At 74.1% G+C, this 20321-nt stretch carries 15 protein-coding genes; all 15 read left to right on the top strand.

The window, feature by feature from the left end; translation table 11 throughout:
• Positions 1–4 precede the first annotated feature (4 nt).
• The 15 genes from ACFVS0_RS13715 (at position 5) to ACFVS0_RS13645 (ending at position 20184) form a co-directional block, all read left to right on the top strand.
• Positions 5–976: an AAA family ATPase gene (locus tag ACFVS0_RS13715; RefSeq protein ID WP_430588270.1), complete on the top strand. Its 972-nt coding sequence runs from the start codon at positions 5–7 to the stop codon at positions 974–976.
• Positions 973–2265 carry a DUF58 domain-containing protein gene (locus ACFVS0_RS13710; protein ID WP_430563928.1) on the top strand — a complete coding sequence of 431 codons (1293 nt, stop codon included), beginning with the start codon at positions 973–975 and terminating at the stop codon, positions 2263–2265. The genes ACFVS0_RS13715 and ACFVS0_RS13710 overlap by 4 nt, the downstream gene beginning before the upstream one ends.
• Positions 2262–4757: a transglutaminase-like domain-containing protein gene (locus ACFVS0_RS13705; RefSeq protein WP_430588269.1), complete on the top strand. Its 2496-nt coding sequence runs from the start codon at positions 2262–2264 to the stop codon at positions 4755–4757. The genes ACFVS0_RS13710 and ACFVS0_RS13705 overlap by 4 nt, the downstream gene beginning before the upstream one ends.
• A complete protein-coding gene (locus ACFVS0_RS13700) occupies positions 4754–6322 on the top strand; it encodes an RDD family protein (protein ID WP_430588268.1) in 1569 nt (522 codons plus the stop codon). The genes ACFVS0_RS13705 and ACFVS0_RS13700 overlap by 4 nt, the downstream gene beginning before the upstream one ends.
• Entirely contained in the window at positions 6319–7182 is an 864-nt protein-coding gene (locus ACFVS0_RS13695; RefSeq protein ID WP_430588267.1) for a PP2C family protein-serine/threonine phosphatase, read from the top strand. Before ACFVS0_RS13700 ends, ACFVS0_RS13695 begins: the two co-directional genes overlap by 4 nt.
• Complete coding sequence (locus ACFVS0_RS13690; RefSeq protein WP_430588266.1) at positions 7179–8990, top strand: FHA domain-containing protein; 1812 nt, start codon at positions 7179–7181, stop codon at positions 8988–8990. Before ACFVS0_RS13695 ends, ACFVS0_RS13690 begins: the two co-directional genes overlap by 4 nt.
• Before the next feature lie 7 nt (positions 8991–8997).
• On the top strand, positions 8998–10677 hold the full coding sequence (locus tag ACFVS0_RS13685; protein WP_430588265.1) for a serine/threonine protein kinase: 1680 nt from the start codon (positions 8998–9000) through the stop codon (positions 10675–10677).
• Entirely contained in the window at positions 10677–11372 is a 696-nt protein-coding gene (locus ACFVS0_RS13680; RefSeq protein WP_430550552.1) for a hypothetical protein, read from the top strand. Before ACFVS0_RS13685 ends, ACFVS0_RS13680 begins: the two co-directional genes overlap by 1 nt.
• A gap of 1 nt (position 11373) precedes the next feature.
• Positions 11374–15855 carry an FtsK/SpoIIIE domain-containing protein gene (locus ACFVS0_RS13675; RefSeq protein ID WP_430563934.1) on the top strand — a complete coding sequence of 1494 codons (4482 nt, stop codon included), beginning with the start codon at positions 11374–11376 and terminating at the stop codon, positions 15853–15855.
• A gap of 122 nt (positions 15856–15977) precedes the next feature.
• The gene (locus ACFVS0_RS13670) at positions 15978–16262 is read left to right on the top strand and encodes a WXG100 family type VII secretion target (protein WP_430550550.1); all 285 of its coding nucleotides are present in this window, start codon (positions 15978–15980) and stop codon (positions 16260–16262) included.
• Positions 16263–16561: 299 nt separating this feature from the next.
• Positions 16562–16846: a WXG100 family type VII secretion target gene (locus ACFVS0_RS13665; RefSeq protein WP_430550550.1), complete on the top strand. Its 285-nt coding sequence runs from the start codon at positions 16562–16564 to the stop codon at positions 16844–16846.
• Positions 16847–16984: 138 nt separating this feature from the next.
• A complete protein-coding gene (locus tag ACFVS0_RS13660) occupies positions 16985–18235 on the top strand; it encodes a hypothetical protein (RefSeq protein WP_430550549.1) in 1251 nt (416 codons plus the stop codon).
• 32 nt (positions 18236–18267) lie between these two features.
• On the top strand, positions 18268–18744 hold the full coding sequence (locus ACFVS0_RS13655; RefSeq protein ID WP_430550548.1) for an LpqN/LpqT family lipoprotein: 477 nt from the start codon (positions 18268–18270) through the stop codon (positions 18742–18744).
• Positions 18741–19514: a hypothetical protein gene (locus ACFVS0_RS13650; RefSeq protein ID WP_430563935.1), complete on the top strand. Its 774-nt coding sequence runs from the start codon at positions 18741–18743 to the stop codon at positions 19512–19514. Before ACFVS0_RS13655 ends, ACFVS0_RS13650 begins: the two co-directional genes overlap by 4 nt.
• A 22-nt stretch (positions 19515–19536) precedes the next feature.
• Positions 19537–20184 (top strand): hypothetical protein, encoded by a 648-nt coding sequence (locus tag ACFVS0_RS13645; protein ID WP_430563936.1) that lies wholly within the window; start codon positions 19537–19539, stop codon positions 20182–20184.
• Positions 20185–20321: the final 137 nt, after the last annotated feature.

Raw genomic sequence — 20321 nt, 5'->3', positions numbered from 1 at the left:
CGAGATGACGATGACCCCCGAGCAGGCCGCCTGGTTCGCCCAGACGTTCGAGCGCCTCGTCGGCAACGTGGGGCAGGCGGTCCTGGGCAAGGCGCCCGTGGTGCGCCTCGCGCTGACCTGCATGCTGGCCGAGGGGCACCTCCTGCTGGAGGACGCCCCCGGCACCGGCAAGACGGCGATGGCACGCGCGATCGCGGCGTCCGTGCAGGGCTCCCACAACCGCATCCAGTTCACCCCGGACCTGCTGCCGTCCGACGTCACCGGCGTGACGATCTACGACCAGCGCACGCACGAGTTCGACTTCCGCCCGGGTCCGATCTTCGCGTCCATCGTGCTGGCCGACGAGATCAACCGTGCCTCGCCGAAGACGCAGTCGGCGCTGCTGGAGGTCATGGAGGAGGGGCGCGTCACCGTGGACGGCACCACCCACGACGTGGGCCGCCCGTTCATGGTCATCGCCACGCAGAACCCGATCGAGCAGGCCGGCACGTACCGCCTGCCCGAGGCGCAGCTCGACCGCTTCCTCATGAAGACGTCGGTGGGCTACCCGGACCACGCGTCCACGGTGGAGATCCTGTCCGGCGCGTCGGTGCGCGACCGCAGCCAGGCGCTCCAGCCGATCATCACCACGCAGGCGGTCACGGAGATGGCGACGCTCGGCGCGACGGTGCACACCGACTCCGCGGTGCTCGAGTACGTGAGCCGCCTGGCGGAGGAGACCCGCAACGCGCCCGAGGCCCGGATCGGCGTGTCCGTCCGTGGCGCGCTCGCCCTGGTGCGGTGCTGCAAGGTGTGGGCGGCCGCGCACGGCCGCAACTACGTGCTGCCGGACGACGTCAAGCAGCTCGCGCAGCCCGTCTGGGCCCACCGCTTCGTCCTGGACCCGGAGGCCGAGTTCACCGGCGCCCGGGCGGAGGCCGTCCTCGCGCGCATCCTCGCCGACGTCGCCGCGCCGCAGGAGCGCGCCGCGGTATGACCTCGACATCGACCCCGGTGTCCCCGGCCCCCGCGGCCGCACGGGACACCACCGGGAACCGGCTCGGGCGCTGGTGGGTGCGCGCGTCCGGGGCCGTCGGCGCACGCTGGGCGGCGCTCGTGCGGGCGTGCGCCCCCGTGACGCAGGCGTTCTCGACGTTCGGCGTGGCCGTGCTGGTCGTGTGCGTGGGCGCATGGGTGGCCGGGCTCGCCCTGGGCTGGCTCGAGGTGCTCGTCGGCGCCGTCCTGCTCACGGTGACCCTCGTGGCGGCCATCGGCTTCGTCCTGGGGCGCCTGCGGTACGAGGTCTCGCTCACGCTCACGCAGTCGCGCGTGACGGTGGGGGACCCGGCGGTGGGGCGCCTCGACGTCCGCAACTCCGCGGCGCGGCCGATCCTGCCGTCCGTGATGGAGCTGCCCGTCGGCCGCGGCACCGCCGCGTTCCCGGTGCCGCGGCTGCGCGGCGGCGGCTCGCACGAGGAGATCTTCCGCATCCCGACCCGGCGCCGCGGCGTCATCACGGTCGGCCCGGTGAAGTCGGTGCGCGCCGACCCGATCGGGCTGCTGCGCCGCGAGGTGACGTGGACGGACGAGCAGGAGCTGTTCGTGCACCCGCAGGTGAAGAACCTGGCGGGGTCGTCGACGGGCTACCTGCGCGACCTCGAGGGGCGCGTCACGACCGACATCACCGACTCCGACGTGTCGTTCCACGCCCTGCGCGAGTACGTGGCGGGCGACGACCTGCGGCACATCCACTGGAAGACGACGGCCCGCACCGGCACGCTCATGGTGCGCCAGTTCGAGGAGACGCGGCGCTCGCACCTCGCGGTGCTGCTCTCCACCCGCGTCGAGGACTACGCGAACGACGACGAGTTCGAGCTCGCGGTGTCGGTGTGCGCCTCCCTCGGCCTGCAGGCCATCAAGGAGGACCGCGGGGTCACCGTGCTCGTGCAGTCCGGCAGCCTGCGCGGCGACCACCACACCCGGCTGCTCGACGACCTGTCGCGCGTGGAGCTCGAGCCGTCGCGTCGTGCGCTCGTCGACCTGGCCCGCGCCGCGGGGAGCACCGCCGCCGACGCGTCCGTGATCGCGTTCGTGCTCGGCAGCCGGGTGACCCCGACCGAGCTGCGGTCCGCGTCCGCGCGCCTGCCCGTGGGCGTGAACGTCATGGCGATCCAGTGCGTGCCGGGGGCGAACCTGTCGCGGCACAACATCGCGGAGGTCGGCGTCCTGACCCTCGGGCGGCTGGGCGACCTGCCGATCGCGCTGAAGAAGATGAGCGAGACATGAACGACGAGACCACACGCGGCGGGCGCCGGGCCTGGTCGGGGCAGGGCGCGGGCGACGACTCGCTGCGTACCGGCACCGGGCTCGGCCGCGGCACGACGCGCCGCAAGGAGGCGTCGCGTCCCCGCGCGACGTCGCCGCTCGCCCTGGTCGACCTGGCGGCGCTCGTGGTGCTGCTCGCGGCCGTCGCCGTCGGCTTCGGGCCGGTCTGGGGCTCGGCGGGCTACGTGCTGCCCGCCGCCGGGGGTGCCGTCCTCGGTCTGGCGGTCGCCTGGCTCGGTGCCTGGCGCCGGTTCCCGGCGGTGCTCGTGCTGGCGGTCGCGGTGGTCGCGTACCTGCTGTTCGGCGCGGCCCTCGCGCTGCCGCAGGACGCGATCGGCGGCGTGCTGCCGAGCCTGCAGACCCTCCAGGACCTCCTGATCGGCGCGGTCGAGGGCTGGAAGCAGTTCATCACCACGGTGCCGCCCATGAGCTCGTTCCCGGAGCTCGCGGTCGTGCCCTACCTGCTGATGCTGCTCGTGGCGCTCGTCGCGGGGACGATCGCCTGGCGCGCCCGGCACGCGGTGTGGGCGATGGTCCCGGTGCTCGTCGGGTTCGTGGGCGTCATCCTGCTCGGCACGCTCGACGCGGCGCTGCCGGTGGCCCAGGGCATCACGATCGCCCTCGTCGGCCTGCTGTGGGGCGGGGTCCGCGCGATGGAGGCGCGGGTCGGAACCCACTCGATCAGCACGGAGCAGAGCGAGGAGGCCACCCGCCGCCTGCGCTGGTACCGGGTGCGCACGGGCGCCGCCATCCTCGGCGTCGCGGCCGTGACGGCCGCCTTCGTGGCGCCGGCGATCATGCCGTCCCAGCCGCGGTCGGTGCTGCGCGAGACGATCGTGCCGCCGCTCGACCTGCACCAGTACGCGAGCCCGCTCGTCGGCTTCCGCCACATCGTGAAGGAGCAGCGGGAGGACGAGCTGTTCACGGTGAGCGACCTGCCCGAGGACGGCCGCGTGCGCCTGGCCGCGCTCGACCGCTACGACGGGGTGGTCTTCGACGCCTCCGGGACCGGCGGCGACACCGGCGTGTACAGCCGTGTCGGCACGACCATCGCCACCGCCCAGGAGGGCACCCCGCAGCGCGTCGACGTGACCGTGACGGGGTACGACGGCGTGTGGGTGCCGCAGTTCGGCGCGCTCACGGGCCTCACGTGGACGGACGCGAACGCGCGCGCCCAGGACGCGGGCTCGTACTACAACTCGACCACGGGCACGGTGCTCACGACCGCGGGCGTGCGTCCCGGCGACACGTACAGCCTGGACACGATCGTCACCGAGGAGCCGTCGGAGGACGCGCTCAAGAAGGCGACGATCGTGGGTGCCGACCTGCCCGAGACCGACCAGTCGGCCCTGCCGCCGGGCCTGCCCGCGAAGGCGGTGCAGTTCGCGGGGGAGGAGACGGACCCGGCCACGAAGCTGTTCCTCATCCGAGACGCCCTCGCGGCGTCGGGCGTCCTGTCGAGCGGGCTCGAGGGCCAGTACCCGTCGCGCCCCGGCCACTCCGCGGAGCGGGTCGACACGCTGGTGCAGCAGGAGAAGATGGTGGGCGACGACGAGCAGTTCGCCGTCGCGCTCGCCCTCATGGCGCGGCAGGCCGGCATCCCGGCGCGCGTCGTCATGGGCTTCTACCCCGGCAAGGACAGTAACTACACGGCCGGCGAGCCGTGGACCGTGCTGGGCAGCGACGTGCACGCCTGGGTCGAGGTGCCGACCTCGGAGTACGGGTGGGCCGCGATCGAGGCCGTGCCGGAGCAGAAGCCGCAGATCCAGCCGGAGCCCAAGTCGGAGCAGGTGCCCAAGCCGCCGGTGCTCCAGGAGCCGGAGCCGCCGGAGGAGCCCGAGCGCGTCGAGGCGGGCACGGTCGAGGACGACGAGGAGGAGGCCGAGAACGAGGCCTTCGACTGGCGCCTCGTGGGCCTGGTCGTGCTGATCGTCGGGATCCCGCTGCTGCTGATCGGCGGCCCGATCGTCGCGATCCTCGCGTACAAGGCGCGTCGCCGGACCAGGCGGCGCACGGCCGACGACGCCGCCGCCCGGATCAGCGGCGGCTGGCACGAGGTGGTCGACGTCGCCACCGACCTGGGCAGCACGGTCCCGCCGTCGGCCACCCGCCGGGAGGGCGCGTACCTGATCGCCGAGCAGTACCGGGCGCCCGGTACGCTCGCTCTCGCCCACCGCGCGGACGCAGGCGTCTTCGGGGAGGGCGAGCCCAGTGCCACGGAGGCGGACGACTTCTGGCGCGAGGTGGACGAGCTCGTCGCGGGGGTGCGGTCCGGTGTCGATCGGCGCCGCCGGCTCTTCGGGGCCCTGTCCCTGCGGTCGCTGCGTGCTCGCGCGACGTGGCGGCCGGGGCGGGCGCTCGGCCGGTTCGCGCGGGACGTCGGCGCCAAGGTCTCCGGGGTCGGTTCGAGGATCGTCTCCAGGGACGGCTCCAGGAGCAAGGAGAAGCGATGAGTGACGTGCAGTGCCCCGGCTGCGGGTCCACCCAGCGGGCGGGGGCGCCGTTCTGCGCCGTGTGCGGGCGCGAGTTCCCACGCACGGGCAGGCCGGTCGGGCCGCCCGCGGGTCCTCCGCGGGGCGCGTTCGACGCCGCGGCCGGCGTCGCCGGCCCGGGTGGCCCCGCGTCCCTCGTGCACACGGGCACCACCGAGCCCGAGATGATGACGGCCACGCAGGTGCCCGCGTACCTCGGGTCCTCGACGCCCGAGCCCGAGGCCGTACCCGTGTACGCGCACGTGGGCCGGCGCATCGTGGCGTTCCTGCTCGACGGCGTCGTGGCGGGGGTGCTCTTCGGGATCGTCTACGGCATCGGGTTCTCGACGATCGACCTGCCGTCGGGCGTCATCACGTCCACCGACCCGCGGTTCGCGGGGCTCGTCACCCAGATCCTCACCGTGGCGGGCCTCGCCTCCGCGGCGGCGGGCCTGTACTGGCTCGGCATGCTGATCTGGGAGGGCCTGTCCGGCAAGACCCTCGGCAACCTGATCATGGGCGTCCGCACGCAGCGCGTCGACGACGGCATGCCGATCGGGGTGGGCCGCGCCCTCCTGCGCTACCTGGTCGTCGCCGCCTGCGGCCTCGTGCCGTTCGTCGGCACGGTCCTGGTGCTGCTCAGCCCGCTGTGGGACGGCGGCGGCCGTCGCCAGGGATGGCAGGACAAGGCCGGGAAGGCCGTCGTCGTGGACGCGCGCGCCATGCAGCGCGCCGCGGCCCCGCGCACCGCCAGCTTCGCCCCGGCCTCCGGCGGCCCGGTGGCGGGCCTCGCGGCCCCGCCGTCGGCGCCGTCCGCCGTCCTGCTGGGGGCGGTGGCTGCGCCGCCGACCCCGACGCAGCAGCCCGCGCCGCAGCCGGCGCACCAGCCGATGCACCAGGCCCCTGCCGGCCCGCCGGCGGGCGTGCCGGACCCGTACGCGACGCCGGCCTTCCAGCCGCTCGCCGGCCCCGCCGCCGGTGCGGGCGGGCTCATCACCGGGGTGCCGGGGTCCGCGGCCCGGCAGCCGGCGGCGTCGTCGGCCGCGCAGCCGGCGATGCCGGACCCGCAGCAGCTCCAGCAGCAGTTCCAGCAGCAGCCCCAGACCCAGCAGCCCGCCCCGGACGTCACGCCCGAGGTGTCGGAGCACACGAGCTTCGACACGCGCATGCAGTCGCGGGCGCAGCGTCAGGAGCTGCGCCCGGCGCCCGTCGTGGGCGTGGTGCTCGAGCTCGAGTCGGGCGACCGGCACACGGTCGACGGGCCGGCCCGGGTCGGCCGCAACCCGGAGGCGTCGGCGGGCGAGACCGTCACGCTCGTGCGGATCGACGACCCGACGCGGTCGGTGTCGAAGAACCACGCCGACCTGGACGTGGACTCCGCGGGCCTGTGGATCAACGACCGCGGGTCCACGAACGGGACCGTCATCTCCGTCGCCGGTCTGCCGCCGCGGGTGGCCGAGCCCGGCGCACGCGTCCGCGTGCCCATGGGGGCCACGATCCACGTGGGCGACCGTCGCATCGTCGTCCACCCGGGGGCGCACGCATGACCGACGACGACGCGCTCGTCCTGTCCTGGGGCAGCTCGTCGCACGTGGGGCGCCGGCGCAAGGTCAACGAGGACGGGTACCTGGCCGGGGCCGGCGTCTTCCTGGTGGCGGACGGGATGGGCGGTCACGACGCGGGCGAGGTCGCCAGCGCCGTCGCGCTCGACACCCTGAGCCCGCTGCAGGACGAGCCGAGGGTGGAGGCCGACCGGGTGGCCGAGCTGGTCGCCCTGGCGCAGTCGCGGGTGCGGGCGATCGACACCGGCCCCTCGGGGCGGGGCGCCGGCACGACGCTCACCGGCGCGCTGGTCTCCGAGCAGGACGACGTCCCCTACTGGCTGTTCGTGAACGTGGGCGACTCGCGCACGTACCTGATGTCGAGCGGCGTGCTGGACCAGGTCAGCGTGGACCACTCCGAGGTCCAGGAGCTGGTGGACGCGGGGATGCTCACGGCGCAGGAGGCGCGGCTGCACCCGCGCCGGAACGTCGTGACGCGGGCGCTCGGCGCGGACTCCACGCCGATGCCCGACTTCCGGTACGTCCCGGTCGCCGCGGGCGACCGGGTGCTGGTGTGCTCCGACGGGCTGACCGTCGAGCTCACCGACGAGCGGATCGCCCGGGTGCTGCTCGAGCACCCGGACCCGCAGCGGGCGGCGAGCCGGCTCGTGGAGGAGGCGGTCGCGGCCGGAGGCCGCGACAACATCACGGTCGTGGTGGTCGACGTCACCCATGCGGTGGACGACGACGAGACCGCGACCAGCCCGCGGGGCGGGCAGGTGCTGGACGACGAGGACACGATCCCGACGCCCGAGGGCGCGTGGGGCCGGGCCTCGATGACCGGGGGGCAGGAGGTCGACGCATGATGACGGTGGGATACGTCGAGGGCAGGGCGCAGGCGCTGGTACGGGGGGACACCGTGCTGCTGCTGCCGGAGCCCGTGGAGCCGGAGGTCGTCTCGCGGCTCTGGGAGGCGCTCGAGGCGCCGGAGCAGGGCGGTGTCGTGTCCGTGGTCGGGGCGCTGACGGACGTCGCGGGGAGCCTGACGGCGGTGCCGCCCTTCGCGGTGGTGACGCTCGACGCCCGGGCGCGCGAGGCGCGCGTCGCCGTGCGCGGGACGTCCGCCGCGGTGCGGGTGCGGGCGGCGGGCGGCGACGTGGAGGTGTCCGGCGCCGGCGTGCTGATGTGGGCCGAGCGCGTGGTGGCGGAGGTGGCCTCGGTCGAGCTGGCCCTGGACCCCGGCCCTGCCGGGGACGGCCCGGTCTGGCCGTTGCAGGGCGGAGTGGTCCGCGCGGCGCTCCTGCGCCGGGCGCTGGACGGCGGCGACGTCGCGACCGCGGCACCCGCGGCGGCACCCGCGGCGGAACCCGCCGGGTCCGCCCCGGCCGCGCCTGCGGCGGGGCCCGCCGCACCCGCCCCGGCCGAGCCGCTCGGCGGCCTCGGGGGTTCCGACCCGGACGCCTGGCCGCTGCCGGGCCAGTCGAAGCTGCGCGCTCCGGCGCTGCCCGCGGTCGTCGCGGTCCCCTCGCAGGAGACGCTGATCGGGGGCGCCGACGGTGACCCCCTGCCGATCGCGACGATCTCGGCGCCCGGCGAGGGCGTGGCGGCCACCGGCGACGTGCCGGACGCCGCCGCCCCGGACGGGCCCGCGATCGCCGACGGCACGCCGGACGACGACGAGACCCCCGCGCCCGAGCGGCAGGAGCAGGGCGAGCCGAGCTCGGACACCGTGCTCGGCGGCGACGGGGACGACTACGACCACCTGTTCGGCGACACCGTGTTCCGCAGCGTCGAGGACGCGGCGGTGCGTCTCGCCGGCGACGAGGAGGGCGAGGACGACGCCGCGCCGGACGCGTCGTCCGGGCCCGCGGCGGTACCCGAGGCTCCCGCACCGGACCCCGCACCAGGCCCCGCACCGGAGGCGTCCGCGCCCCCCGCCCCTCCCGCGCCCCCGGCGGCGTCGGACGGCGGGCTGATCGCGTCGATCCCGTTCGGCCCCGGCGCCCCGGGGACCCCGGCGGCCGCCTCCCGTGCCGCCTCCGTCTCCGCGGAGCCCCCGAGCGGACCACCCGCACCGTCCGGGCCCGTCGACGACCACGACGGCAACACGATCATGACCTCGGACCTGGCCGCGCTGCGCGAGGCCGCGGGCGCCGCGCTGCCGCAGTTCGGGGCGCCCGCGGCCCCCGGGGCCCGGGACGTCCTGGCGCTGGAGTGCCCGCAGGGGCACCCCAACCCGCCGACCCGTCAGCAGTGCCGCACCTGCGGCGTCCCGCTGGACGGCGACCCGGCGCTCTCGCCGCGCCCGCCGCTGGGCCGCGTCCGGATCGGGGCGGTCGACGGGGCCCCCGCGGGGGAGGACCAGGTGGTGGAGCTCGACCGCGACGTCGTCGTCGGACGCCGCCCCCGGTCCAGCACGACGTCGGCGGACCGGATGCCGCGGATGGTCACGGTCCCGAGCCCGCAGAAGGACATCTCCCGCTCGCACGTCCAGGTGACGCTCGAGGAGTGGCACGTGCTGGTGGAGGACCTTGCCACCACGAACGGCACCGTGCTGCTCCGCCCGGGACAGAAGCCCCGGCGCCTGCACCCGAACCAGAAGGAGATCGTGGTGGACGGCGACGTGCTGGAGCTCGGGGACGGCATCACCCTCGCGTTCGAAGGGATCTGGTGACTGGCGGATGAGCAGCAAGCGGGCACCCTCCGCGCCGCCGGAGATCCCGGGCTACACGTATCGCAAGGTCATCGGCACCGGCGGCTTCTCCGACGTCTTCCTCTACGAGCAGCACCGGCCGCGCCGCCAGGTGGCGGTGAAGGTGCTGCTCAAGGAGTGGTCGAACGACACCCAGCGCGCTGCGTTCGACGCCGAGGCCGATCTCATGGCGACGCTGGGGAACCACCCGTCGATCGTCACGATGTACGAGGCGGGGGTCGCCCCCGACGGGCGCCCCTACCTCGCGCTCGAGTACTGCTCGCGCCCGAACCTCGGCGCGCGCTACCGCTCGGAGCGCATGTCGGTGCCGGAGGCGATGCGCACGACGATCCAGATCGCGGGAGCGGTCGAGACGGCGCACCGCCTCGGCATCCTGCACCGTGACATCAAGCCGGCGAACATCCTGGTCACCCAGTTCGGGCACCCGGCGCTCACCGACTTCGGCATCTCGTCCACCGTGGACTCGGCGTCGGTCGCGGAGGGCATGTCCATCCCCTGGTCGCCGCCCGAGTCGTTCGGCGACCCGCCCGTCAGCGGCATCGCGACGGACGTGTGGGCCCTGGGCGCCACCTGCTACACCCTGCTCGCGGGGCGGACGCCGTTCGAGGTGCCGGGCGGGTCCAACTCGTCGGCCGACCTCATGGGCCGCATCGCGACCACCTCCCTGGCCGAGATCGGGCGCGGCGACGTCCCCGAGTCGCTCGAACGGGTGCTGCGCATCGCGATGGCGAAGCGGCCGGGGTCGCGGTACCCGACGGCGCTCGCGTTCGCGCGCGCCGTGCAGCAGGTGCAGGTCGAGCTGGCGCGCGACATGACCCCGATCGACCTCCTCGACGAGGCCGGGTCGGTGCTCGAGGACGAGGACGAGGCCGAGGGCACCCGGATGAACCGGGTCCGGGCGATCGACCCGGAGCAGCGCAGCGCGCCGCCGGGCCCGGCGGTGGCCGCCGTGCCCTATGCGCCGGTCCAGGCGCCGCCGTACCCGACGGCCTCCCCGGGCACCTCGTCGGGCTTCTCGTCGGGCACGGAGTCCGGGTGGGCGGCCCCGGCCACGGCGACCCCCGCCCCGGGGCGGGTGCCGACCGTCGACGCGGCGGGCGAGCTGTCCGACGCGTCGGTGGACGAGACGGTGTTCCGCACGGAGCGCCCGGCCGCGCCCGAGACGGACGACGATTCCGGGGCCGAGGCGCCCGCCGCGTCGCGGTGGGCGTGGCTGCTGGTCGCCGTCGGGTCGGTCCTCGTCCTCGGTGTCGGCGGTCTGATCTGGTGGCTGAACCGCGACGCCGGGACCGAGCCCACCGTGGCCGACCCCGGCCAGACGCAGGCTGCGGCGCCCGCCGACCCGCTCGGCGGCTACGTGCCGCCGGTGCAGGACCTGCAGGCCGTGGTCGAGGGCGACGAGGTCCTCGTGACCTGGGAGCCCCCGCGCGAGGCGGAGGAGGGCGACTCCTTCGGGTGGAAGCAGCTCTCGCTCACCTCGGAGTCGCAGTACACGACGACGGACGAGACGTCGGCCAGCGTCCCGGCGGATCCCGGCAAGGACGTGTGCGTGCAGGTCGTGGTGATCCGGGACGGCAGCAGCCTGTCGCAGACGGAGCAGACCTGCGTCGCGGCCGGTGCGGACGCGAGCGAGGGGGCGACGGGCTGATGGGCGAGCTGGCGATCGAGTTCTGCGGCGAGTGGTTCCGGCCTTCGCCCGAGGTGCCGTTCGACATCGGTCGCGAGGGCGACCTGGCGATCGACGACAACCTGTACCTGCACCGCCGCTTCCTCCGCGTCACCTGCGACGACGACATCTGGTGGCTCACCAACGCGGGCTCGAACATCGCCGCCACCGTGAGCGACGTCCGGGGCGGCGTGCAGTCGTGGCTGCCGCCCGGGCACCGCCTGCCGATCGTGCTGCCGCACACGGCGATCGTCTTCACCGCCGGCCCCACCACCTACGAGCTCACCGTGACGCTCAGCGACGCGCCGTACTACGAGGTGCACCCGGAGGACCCGGGCAGCGGCGACACGACGATCGGGGCGGTGCAGTTCACCGTGAGCCAGCGCCAGCTCATCGTCGCGCTCGCGGAGCCCATGCTCCGGCGCGAGGGCACGGGCCTCAGCGAGATCCCGTCCAGCGTCGACGCCGCGCGGCGGCTCGGCTGGGCCACCACGCGCTTCAACCGCAAGCTCGACAACGTCTGCGACAAGCTCGACCGGATCGGGGTGAAGGGGCTGCGGGGCGGCCCGGGCGGCGCGGCGACCAACCGCCGGGCGCGCCTCGTCGAGCACGCCGTCACCTCCCGTCTCGTCACCGCCGACGACCTCCACCTCCTCGACCAGAAGGACGACGCCTGACGTGCGCATCAAGCTCACCCTGCACCGGTCGGACGACTCGGCCGTCGACGTGGCGGTCACGGCGGACGCCACCGCCACCGTCCGTGACGTCGCGGAGGCGCTGTTCTCCGGCGACCCCGGCCGCCGCGGCGCGGCCGCCCCGGAGAACCTGACGCTCCAGGTCGTCGGCGACGGCACGGCGCAGCACACCGTGACCGCCGGCAGGGTGCTCACCCCGACGAGCGACCTGGTGCAGGCCGGGCTCCGGTCGGGGTCCGGGGTGTCGATCGTGCGGCTCTCCGACCAGTTCGTGCACAGCGGGCAGGACCGTGGGGCGGCCGTCGCCGTCCTGCGCGTGCTCGAGGGCCCGGACGCCGGGCGCGAGTTCCACCTGCCCGTCGGCACCTCCTACCTCGGCCGCGACCGGGGGATGGACATCCGGCTGCAGGACGCCCAGGTCTCCAAGCGGCACGCGCGGATCATCGTGGGGGAGCAGCTCGAGATCCACGACCTCGACTCCGCGAACGGGCTGGAGATGGGCGGCAAGCGGATGACCCGCTCCGTCCTCACGTCGTCCGACACCGTGACCGTGGGCCAGAGCGTCGTGTCGGTGGTGTCCCTGCACCGTTCCACGAGCCTCCCGCCCACCAGCCCCGTGGTGGAGTTCAACCGCTCGCCCCGCGTCGTCGCGCGGTTCGGCGAGCGCAAGATCACGGCGCCCAAGCCCCCGAAGCCCGTGCCTCCGGGCCGGCTGCCGTGGATCCCCATGATGGCGCCCGCCCTCATGGGCCTGGTGATGTTCGCGTTCTTCAACAACCCGCGGATGCTCGTGTTCATGTTCATGAGCCCGCTGATCATGCTGGGCGTCTACTACGACCGGCGGATCGCGCGGAAGAAGGACTTCGAGCGGGCGTCGGAGCTGTTCGAGGAGGCCGTCACCGCCACGCAGGAGCGGATCGCCCGGACGCACGCCGTCGAGCGGGCGGTGCGCCTGGCCGAGGTCCCGTCCCTCGCGGAGTCGCTCGACGCGGTGCGCCGCCTCGGCGGGCTCATGTGGACCCACCGGCCCGAGCACCGCGGCTTCCTCACCCTGCGCCTCGGCATCGGGGCGGCGCCGTCGCGCACCGAGTTCACCGAGCCGCGGGAGAACGAGGCGATCCCGGAGCACTGGGAGAAGGTGCTCGAGCTGCAGTCGCGCTGCTCGGTGATCGACGACGTGCCCGCCGTCGCCGCGCTGCGCTACGGCGGCAACGTCGGCCTGGCGGGGCCCGCCGGCATGGTCGAGTCCGTGGCGCGCGCCGCGCTGCTGCAGATGGTGGCGCTGCACTCGCCGTCGGAGGTGGTGCTCACGGCCCTGACGTCGCACCGCTCGCGCGAGGACTGGGAATGGCTCCAGTGGGTGCCGCACACCGGCTCGCCGCACAGCCCGCTGGGGACCTCGGACCACCTGGCCGCCGACCCGGGCCGCGGTCTCGCCCTGCTGACCCGCCTGGAGGAGCTCATCGAGGCCCGCGGGATCAGCCTGGACGGGCCGCCGCCGCTGGAGACGGAGCGGGACCCCGAGAAGGACCGCGGCGAGGCCGCGCCCAAGCCGGTGCTCCCGGCCGTGGTGGTGCTCGTCGAGGACGACACGCCGCTCGAGCGGTCGCGGCTCGTGCGGCTCGCGGAGCGCGGCCCCAAGGCGAACGTGCACGTCGTGTGGGTGGCCCCCACCGTGGAGCAGCTCCCCGCCGCGTGCCGGACGTTCGTGCTCCTCGACGCCCAGGAGGGTGCCGGCTCCGGCATGACGGGCGAGGTGCACTACGGCCGCCTCGCGTTCCCGGTGCGCTGCGAGGCGGCGGACCTGGCCACGGCGGCCGAGGTGGCCCGCATCCTGTCCCCGGTGGTCGACGTCGGCGCGCCCGTGGACGACGAGTCCGACCTGCCCCGCTCCGTGTCGTACCTGGCGCTCGCGGGCACGGACCTCGGCTCCGACGCGGCCGGCGTGGTCGAGCGGTGGCGGGAGAACCTCTCGCTCACGCCGCGCGACGGCTCGCCGCCGGTGCGCCGCAAGACGCCGACCAACCTGCGCGCCCTCATCGGGCACAACGGCGTCGAGCAGTTCTACCTGGACCTGCGCACCCAGGGTCCGCACGCGCTGGTGGGCGGCACCACCGGTGCGGGCAAGTCCGAGTTCCTCCAGTCGTGGGTGCTGGGCATGGCCGCGGCGCACAGCCCGGACCGCGTCACCTTCCTGTTCGTGGACTACAAGGGTGGCGCCGCGTTCGCGGACTGCGTGCACCTGCCGCACACGGTGGGCCTGGTCACCGACCTGTCGCCGCACCTGGTGCGGCGCGCGCTGTCGTCGCTGCGCGCGGAGCTGCACTACCGCGAGCACCTGCTGAACCGGAAGAAGGCCAAGGACCTCGCGTCCCTGGAGCGCACGGGCGACCCGGAGGCGCCGCCGAGCCTCATCATCGTGGTGGACGAGTTCGCGGCGCTGGTCGGCGAGGTCCCGGAGTTCGTGGACGGCGTCGTCGACGTCGCCCAGCGTGGCCGGTCCCTCGGTCTGCACCTCATCCTCGCGACGCAGCGGCCCGCGGGCGTCATCAAGGACAACCTGCGCGCCAACACGAACCTGCGCATCGCCCTGCGGATGGCCGACGAGTCGGACTCCAAGGACGTGCTCGGCGACACGATGGCGGCGCACTTCCCGCCGACGATCCCCGGCCGCGGCGCGGCGAAGACCGGTCCCGGCCGTCTCACGACCTTCCAGACCGGCTACGCCGGCGGCTGGACGAAGGACGAGCCGGAGCCGTCCCAGATCGACGTCGAGGAGATGGACTTCGGCACGGGCCGGCGCTGGGAGATGCCGACGGTCGCCCGGTCCGACGACGACGGCGACCCGGGGCCGAACGACATCGCGCGCATGGTGGCGACGATCCGCCACGCGGCGACGAGCGCGGGGGTGCCCGCCCCCCGCAAGCCGTGGCTGGAGGAGCTGGCCGCCACCTACGACCTGGCCCTGCTGCCCAACCCGCGCACGGACTCGCGCCTGCTGCTCGGCGTGCGCGACGACCCGCACGGGCAGGCCCAGCCGACGGTGCACTACGAGCCGGACGTCGACGGCAACCTCGCCGTGTACGGCACGGGCGGTACCGGCAAGAGCACCACGCTGCGCACGATCGCGGTGACCGCAGGCCTCACGGCCCGCGGCGGCCCGGTCCAGGTGTACGGCATCGACTGCGGCTCCGGCGGCCTGTCGATGCTGGAGAGTCTGCCGCACGTCGGCGCGGTGATCTCCGGCGACGACGAGGAGCGGGTGTCGCGCCTCATGCGGCGGCTCACCGAGATGCTCGACGAGCGCTCCGCGCGGTACGCGGAGGTGCGGGCGAGCACGATCGACGAGTACCGGCGCATCGCGAACCGCCCGGACGAGCCCCGCATCATCGTGCTGGTCGACGGCATCCAGTCGTTCCGGGACAGCTACGAGATCTTCGCGGGCCGGGGGTTCTCGGTCTACGGCGCGTTCTCCCAGCTGGCCACCGACGGCCGCCCCGTAGGCATCCACCTGGTGATGTCGGGCGACCGGGCCGTGGCGGTGCCGCCGGCGCTCGCCTCCACCGTGCAGAAGCGGATCGTGCACCGGATGGCGCGCGAGGACGACTACATGATGCTCAACGTCCCGAAGGACGTGCTGACCCCCGCGTCGGCGCCGGGCCGCGCGATCATGCACGGCCAGGAGGCGCAGATCGCGGTGCTCGGCGGCGACCCGAACGGCGCCGTGCAGTCGCGCGAGCTGGCCAAGCTCGAGCAGACCATGCGTCGCATGGGTGCGGTACAGGCGCCCGGCGTGGCGCGGCTGCCCGACAACTTCACGCTCGACAGCCTGCCGGTGCGCACCGGCGAGCTGGCGACGATCGGCCTGCGCGACCTCGACCTCTTGCCGGTCGGGCTGCCGCTGCGCTCACCGTTCATGCTGGCGGGCCCGCCGGGGTCGGGGCGCACGACGGCGTTCGTCACGCTCGCGACGGCGCTGCGGCGCCGGGGCGGCACCCGCCTGGTGTACCTGTCGTCGCGGCGCACGAGCCTGGGCGCCCTGGACCTGTGGGACCAGCAGGCGGCCAACCCGGAGGACGTCGTCGAGCTCGTCAAGGAGCTCACGGAGGTGCTGAACGCCGAGAGCGTCGCGCCGGGCGGGCTCGCCGTGATGATCGAGAACTACACCGAGCTCACGGGCACCCCCGCGGAGAAGCCGCTCGAGGCGTTCGTGAAGCTCGCGGTGCGCAAGGAGCACTTCGTCGTCGGCGAGTCGGAGTCGTCCACCTGGTCGAAGGCGTTCACGCTGGCCGGCCCGTTCAAGTCGGGGCGCAACGGCATCCTGCTGACGCCCGGCGACACGGACGGCGACACCCTGATGAACACGCCGCTCGGGCGCATGCGGCGCAAGGACTTCCCGCCCGGCCGAGGGTTCCTCGTCACCGCGGGGCGCGCCGTCAAGATCCACGTGGCCCTGCCGGGCTGACGGGAGCAGGGGAGATGGGGAGGTCTCCCCATTCCCCGACGTCGCGGGCTCTGGTTGAGTGAGCGGCGTCGAAACGTGAAGAGGTTGTCCGTCGGGGGCAGCCATGAATGAAGGAGCAGCACATGGTCGCAGAGGGTGGCAACGTCTTCGGTCTTGACGTCGAGGCGGTCCGGAGCCTGGCGAACGTCCTGCGGGAGCAGGCGGAGCAGGTGCGGACGACGGTCTCCACGATCACGTCGCAGATGGGTCAGACGGAGTGGAACGGTCCGGACGCGGTGCAGTTCCAGGAGGAGTGGGACGGGACGCACTCGGCGAAGCTGAACGAGATCGCGTCGGCGCTGGACGGGTACGCCTCGACGGCGGACAACAACGCGTCGCAGCAGGAGGACACCTCGAACTCGTACTGAGTTCGGGTGGGGGTCCCCGCTGCGGGGACGGACGAGGGGTGCGGACCACGGGCGTGGCGCCGCACCCCTCGCGGTCGGTGGGGGCGGCGGCAGGGCCGGGACGGAGCCCCGGTGGCGCACTCGTCGTGCACGGGTCCGCCGGGAGCGGCGCCGTTTCCCTGACCGCTCCCTGGACGGTGGTATCGAACCGGATGGGTAGCGCTCCCCATTCCCGGATGCCCCGGGCTCTGGTTGAGTGAGCGGCGTCGAAACGTGAAGAGGTTGTCCGTCGGGGGCAGCCATGAATGAAGGAGCAGCACATGGTCGCAGAGGGTGGCAACGTCTTCGGTCTTGACGTCGAGGCGGTCCGGAGCCTGGCGAACGTCCTGCGGGAGCAGGCGGAGCAGGTGCGGACGACGGTCTCCACGATCACGTCGCAGATGGGTCAGACGGAGTGGAACGGTCCGGACGCGGTGCAGTTCCAGGAGGAGTGGGACGGGACGCACTCGGCGAAGCTGAACGAGATCGCGTCGGCGCTGGACGGGTACGCCTCGACGGCGGACAACAACGCGTCGCAGCAGGAGGACACCTCGAACTCGTACTGAGTTCGGGTGGGGGTCCCCGCTGCGGGGACGAACGAGGGGTGCGGCACACGGCAGAGAGGTGCCGCACCCCTCGAACGCTGGGTCGGTCGAGTGGTGCGGATCCCGGACGGACGTCCGGCGGGGTGTTGAGGAGGAGCTGTGGGCGAAGGGATGTACGGCGCCGATATCGAGGCGCTGCGTCTGCTCGCGGACAAGATCGCTGAGGGTGGCACCACGCTGGAGGCCGTCATCACCGCGGTCGAGACGGCCATGCCCGGTCCGGAGGGGTGGGACGGCCCCGACGCGGAGGGTTTCCGCTCGGAGTGGGGCGACACGCACGTCGTGCGCCTGCGTGACACGGCGAACCTGCTGCGCGACGTCGCGACGAAGGTGCGCGAGAACGCGGACGAGCAGGACACGACGTCGAACGACTACTCGGGCTTCGGCGGGGCCACGGGCAGCGGCACCGGGAACGCCGGCGGTGGCGGCGGCGGTGGCGGTGGCGGCGGGGTCGGCGACGAGGAGGCGGAGGGCGGGGAGAACCCGCTGTCGTCGCCCGGGGCCGACCCGACGCGGACGCCGACCGACACCACCGACCCGGACCACCACTGGACCGACGGCTACGAGGGCGGCGAGCACCGCGGTCCCTCGTACCAGGCCGAGAACCAGATCCGGACGGGCGAGAACGGCACCGGTACCGGTGAGGGCGACGGCACCGGCGACGGCACGGGTGACGGCACCGGCAACAACAGCAACCTGACCAGCTCGGAGAAGGGGAACGTCGGCGAGACGCTCCTCGAGGGGGAGACGGGCGGCTTCGTCGGGTACGAGGCGGGCGCCGAGGGCGAGTTCGGCTCCGAGGACGGCGTGCACGGCTCGGGCGAGGCGGGCGTGGCCGCCGGTGCCGGGTACGACGCGTCCGGCGAGGTGAGCATCTCGGAGAACGGCCTCGTCGCGGAGGGCTCCGTCGGCGGCAGCGCCGGCGTGAGCGCGAACGCGAGCGGCCAGGTCGGCGTCGGGGAGCACCTGACGGCCGAGGGGTCGGCCGACGCGCTCGTCGGCGCCCGGGCCGAGGCGACCGGTGGCGTCTCCGTGGGTCCGCACGGCCTCGGTGCGAGCGTCGGCGTCGACGCCTTCGCGGGTGCCGAGGCGGGCGTGGACGGATCGGTGAACATCGCGGGTGCGCAGGTGGGGGCCGGCGCGGAGGTCTACGCGGGTGTCGGCGTGACCGCCAACGCGGACGTCAACGTCGGCTGGGACAGCGTGGGTGTCGACCTGGAGCTGGGTGCCGCGCTCGGCGTCGGCGCCGGCTTCGACGTCTCGTTCGACTGGTCGCCGTCGGAGACGGTCGACGCGATCGGTGACCTCGGCGGTGACTTCGTCGACGGGATCACCGGTGGATGGTGGTGACCCGTCATGGCAGCGACTGATTGGATGAGGACATGAGCACAGTCACCTACCCGAGCGAGACGTTCCCGGGCTTCCCCGAGATCTCCATGGACTGCCCGGAGGGCTGGGCGCCGCACCCGGTGCCGGCCGCGCAGCTCGCCATCGTGCAGCAGCGGCCCGACGGGGAGTTCCGCCCCAACGTCGTCGTCGTGATGCAGCGGCTCAGCGGTGACCAGACGATCGAGGAGGTCATCCAGCAGGCCGTCGAGCGGCTGGAGGCGACCCCCGGGTACGAGGAGGTCGGCCGCATCCGCACGACGCTCGCCGGGGCCCCCGCGGCCCGGATCGAGGGCGCGTGGTCCACGGAGGAGACCGGCACGGTCGCCCAGGCCCTGCGCATCGCCGTCATCGAGCACGACGGCGTCCGGGACGTCGTCGAGGTCACGGGGACGTGCGCGGGATCGCAGGCCACCGAGGTCTGGCAGACCGTCCGGGCCATCCAGGACAGCGTCGAGCTGGTCGCCCGATGACGGCCGAGGACCGGGGGGCCCAGCGCTTCGCGGTGGTCAGCCGCGTCGTCGTGCTCGTCGTCGGCATCGCCCTCCTGGCCTTCGGCGCCCTCGCGCTCGCGTCCGGCAGCACGGTGCTGGGCATCGTGCTGATCGTGGTGGCGGCGCTGCTCGTCATCGCCCGAGGGGTCTGGACCGCGGTGCGCGGCACGCGCGCCGTGGAGGCCGGCAGGGAGAAGGCCCAGGTGCCGGACGCCCCGGTCGTGGCGCCGGGCTCGGCGTCGCCCGTCGACCGTGTCGTGGCCGACCTGGTCGGGATGAACAGCGACGGCCTGCCCTACCGCATCGACGCGACGCGGTCGGGGGACGACGTCGAGGTCGAGGTCCGGTGGAAGTCCGAGGAGCTCCGCTGGCAGACGCTCTTCGTCCGCGGGCGGGTAGCGTACGCGTGGCGCATGGAGCTGACGCTCGACCCGGCGAAGGCGCAGTATAAATTCACCGAGTACTCCGGGACGGCGTCGACCAACGCGGGCTTCGGCCCCGGCGGCGTCTACGCCCGCGGCGACTGGAACTGGAAGCGGGGCAAGACGGCGTTCCAGACGTCGGCCTCGTTCCGCGAGGGCGCCGACGGCCAGATCGTCGTCGCGGACGCCAGCGGCGCGCGGGCCTCCTGGGAGGGCGCGACCATCATCCGCCCCGCCGACGCGAAGAAGCCGGTCTTCACCGTGCTGCGCAACCACGGGTGGCGCCCCCGGGCCGACTGGGCCGGCTCGCGCATGTTCGAGAACTAGCCACACCCATCGAAGGACACCTATGAAGCAGATCCGCACCCGACGTCGCGCGCGCCTCGCGCTCGCGGCCCTGATCGTGGCGCCGGCTCTGGCCGCGTGCTCGTTCTCGGCCGGCGAGCTCGAGCCCGTGGGGGGCGACGCCGAGGCGTCGCAGCCTGCCGAGGAGTCGGCGGAGCCGACCGAGTCGGCTCCCGAGGAGACGGCCGCCGCCGAGCTCACGACCATCCACGCCGAGCACATCGCGGCGCGGGTCCCGGCCGACTGGCAGCAGGTCGGCGACGCGGACGGCTGGTCCTACGTGCACCAGAAGGCGAACGACTCCGGCGGCGTCGCCGGGCGTGTCGGCTTCATGCCGGGCGGCTCCGCGATGACCGCGCAGGAGTCGGTCGACTGGTACGTCAGCCAGGTCGAGGGCAAGGGCGTCACGGACGAGAACTACGCGCCCGTGACGACGCTCCGCGACGAGCCGGAGCGCGCGAACACGTCGTACACCTACTCGTCCGGCGGCGAGACGTACACCTCGGTGGTGTGGGGGCTCGTGGACGGCAAGGGCATCCCGTCGCTCGTCCAGCTGTCCGGCACCCAGGACATCATGACCGAGGACTTCGTCACCGGTTTCGACCAGTCGCTCAACCTCAACGGCGACTGGGAGGGCAAGGCCGCCGGCTGACCGGCTCCCGACCGCGCACAAGGAGAGGGTGAACCGCCAGGCGGAAACCACACCGGCCCGCCCTCGTGGTCGAACCTGGACAAACTGGACACCCTACTGACGTTGGCAGGCGACCTCACCTTCCCTCCCCCCCCACT

The organism is Isoptericola sp. NPDC058082 (assembly GCF_042885055.1).
GTDB lineage: Bacteria > Actinomycetota > Actinomycetes > Actinomycetales > Cellulomonadaceae > Isoptericola.
Note: the sequence above shows the minus strand (reverse complement) of the source record. Positions and strands in the feature narration are given on the sequence as shown.

What these genes read in the sequence shown, in the direction of transcription:
- ACFVS0_RS13650 (WP_430563935.1), top strand. Translation starts at nt 18,741, where the DNA reads ATGACGGCCGAGGACCGGGGGGCCCAGCGCTTCGCGGTGGTCAGCCGC.
- ACFVS0_RS13680 (WP_430550552.1), top strand. Translation starts at nt 10,677, where the DNA reads ATGGGCGAGCTGGCGATCGAGTTCTGCGGCGAGTGGTTCCGGCCTTCG.
- ACFVS0_RS13690 (WP_430588266.1), top strand. Translation starts at nt 7,179, where the DNA reads ATGATGACGGTGGGATACGTCGAGGGCAGGGCGCAGGCGCTGGTACGG.
- ACFVS0_RS13700 (WP_430588268.1), top strand. Translation starts at nt 4,754, where the DNA reads ATGAGTGACGTGCAGTGCCCCGGCTGCGGGTCCACCCAGCGGGCGGGG.
- ACFVS0_RS13715 (WP_430588270.1), top strand. Translation starts at nt 5, where the DNA reads ATGACGATGACCCCCGAGCAGGCCGCCTGGTTCGCCCAGACGTTCGAG.
- ACFVS0_RS13695 (WP_430588267.1), top strand. Translation starts at nt 6,319, where the DNA reads ATGACCGACGACGACGCGCTCGTCCTGTCCTGGGGCAGCTCGTCGCAC.
- ACFVS0_RS13645 (WP_430563936.1), top strand. Translation starts at nt 19,537, where the DNA reads ATGAAGCAGATCCGCACCCGACGTCGCGCGCGCCTCGCGCTCGCGGCC.
- ACFVS0_RS13655 (WP_430550548.1), top strand. Translation starts at nt 18,268, where the DNA reads ATGAGCACAGTCACCTACCCGAGCGAGACGTTCCCGGGCTTCCCCGAG.
- ACFVS0_RS13705 (WP_430588269.1), top strand. Translation starts at nt 2,262, where the DNA reads ATGAACGACGAGACCACACGCGGCGGGCGCCGGGCCTGGTCGGGGCAG.
- ACFVS0_RS13710 (WP_430563928.1), top strand. Translation starts at nt 973, where the DNA reads ATGACCTCGACATCGACCCCGGTGTCCCCGGCCCCCGCGGCCGCACGG.
- ACFVS0_RS13665 (WP_430550550.1), top strand. Translation starts at nt 16,562, where the DNA reads ATGGTCGCAGAGGGTGGCAACGTCTTCGGTCTTGACGTCGAGGCGGTC.
- ACFVS0_RS13685 (WP_430588265.1), top strand. Translation starts at nt 8,998, where the DNA reads ATGAGCAGCAAGCGGGCACCCTCCGCGCCGCCGGAGATCCCGGGCTAC.
- ACFVS0_RS13670 (WP_430550550.1), top strand. Translation starts at nt 15,978, where the DNA reads ATGGTCGCAGAGGGTGGCAACGTCTTCGGTCTTGACGTCGAGGCGGTC.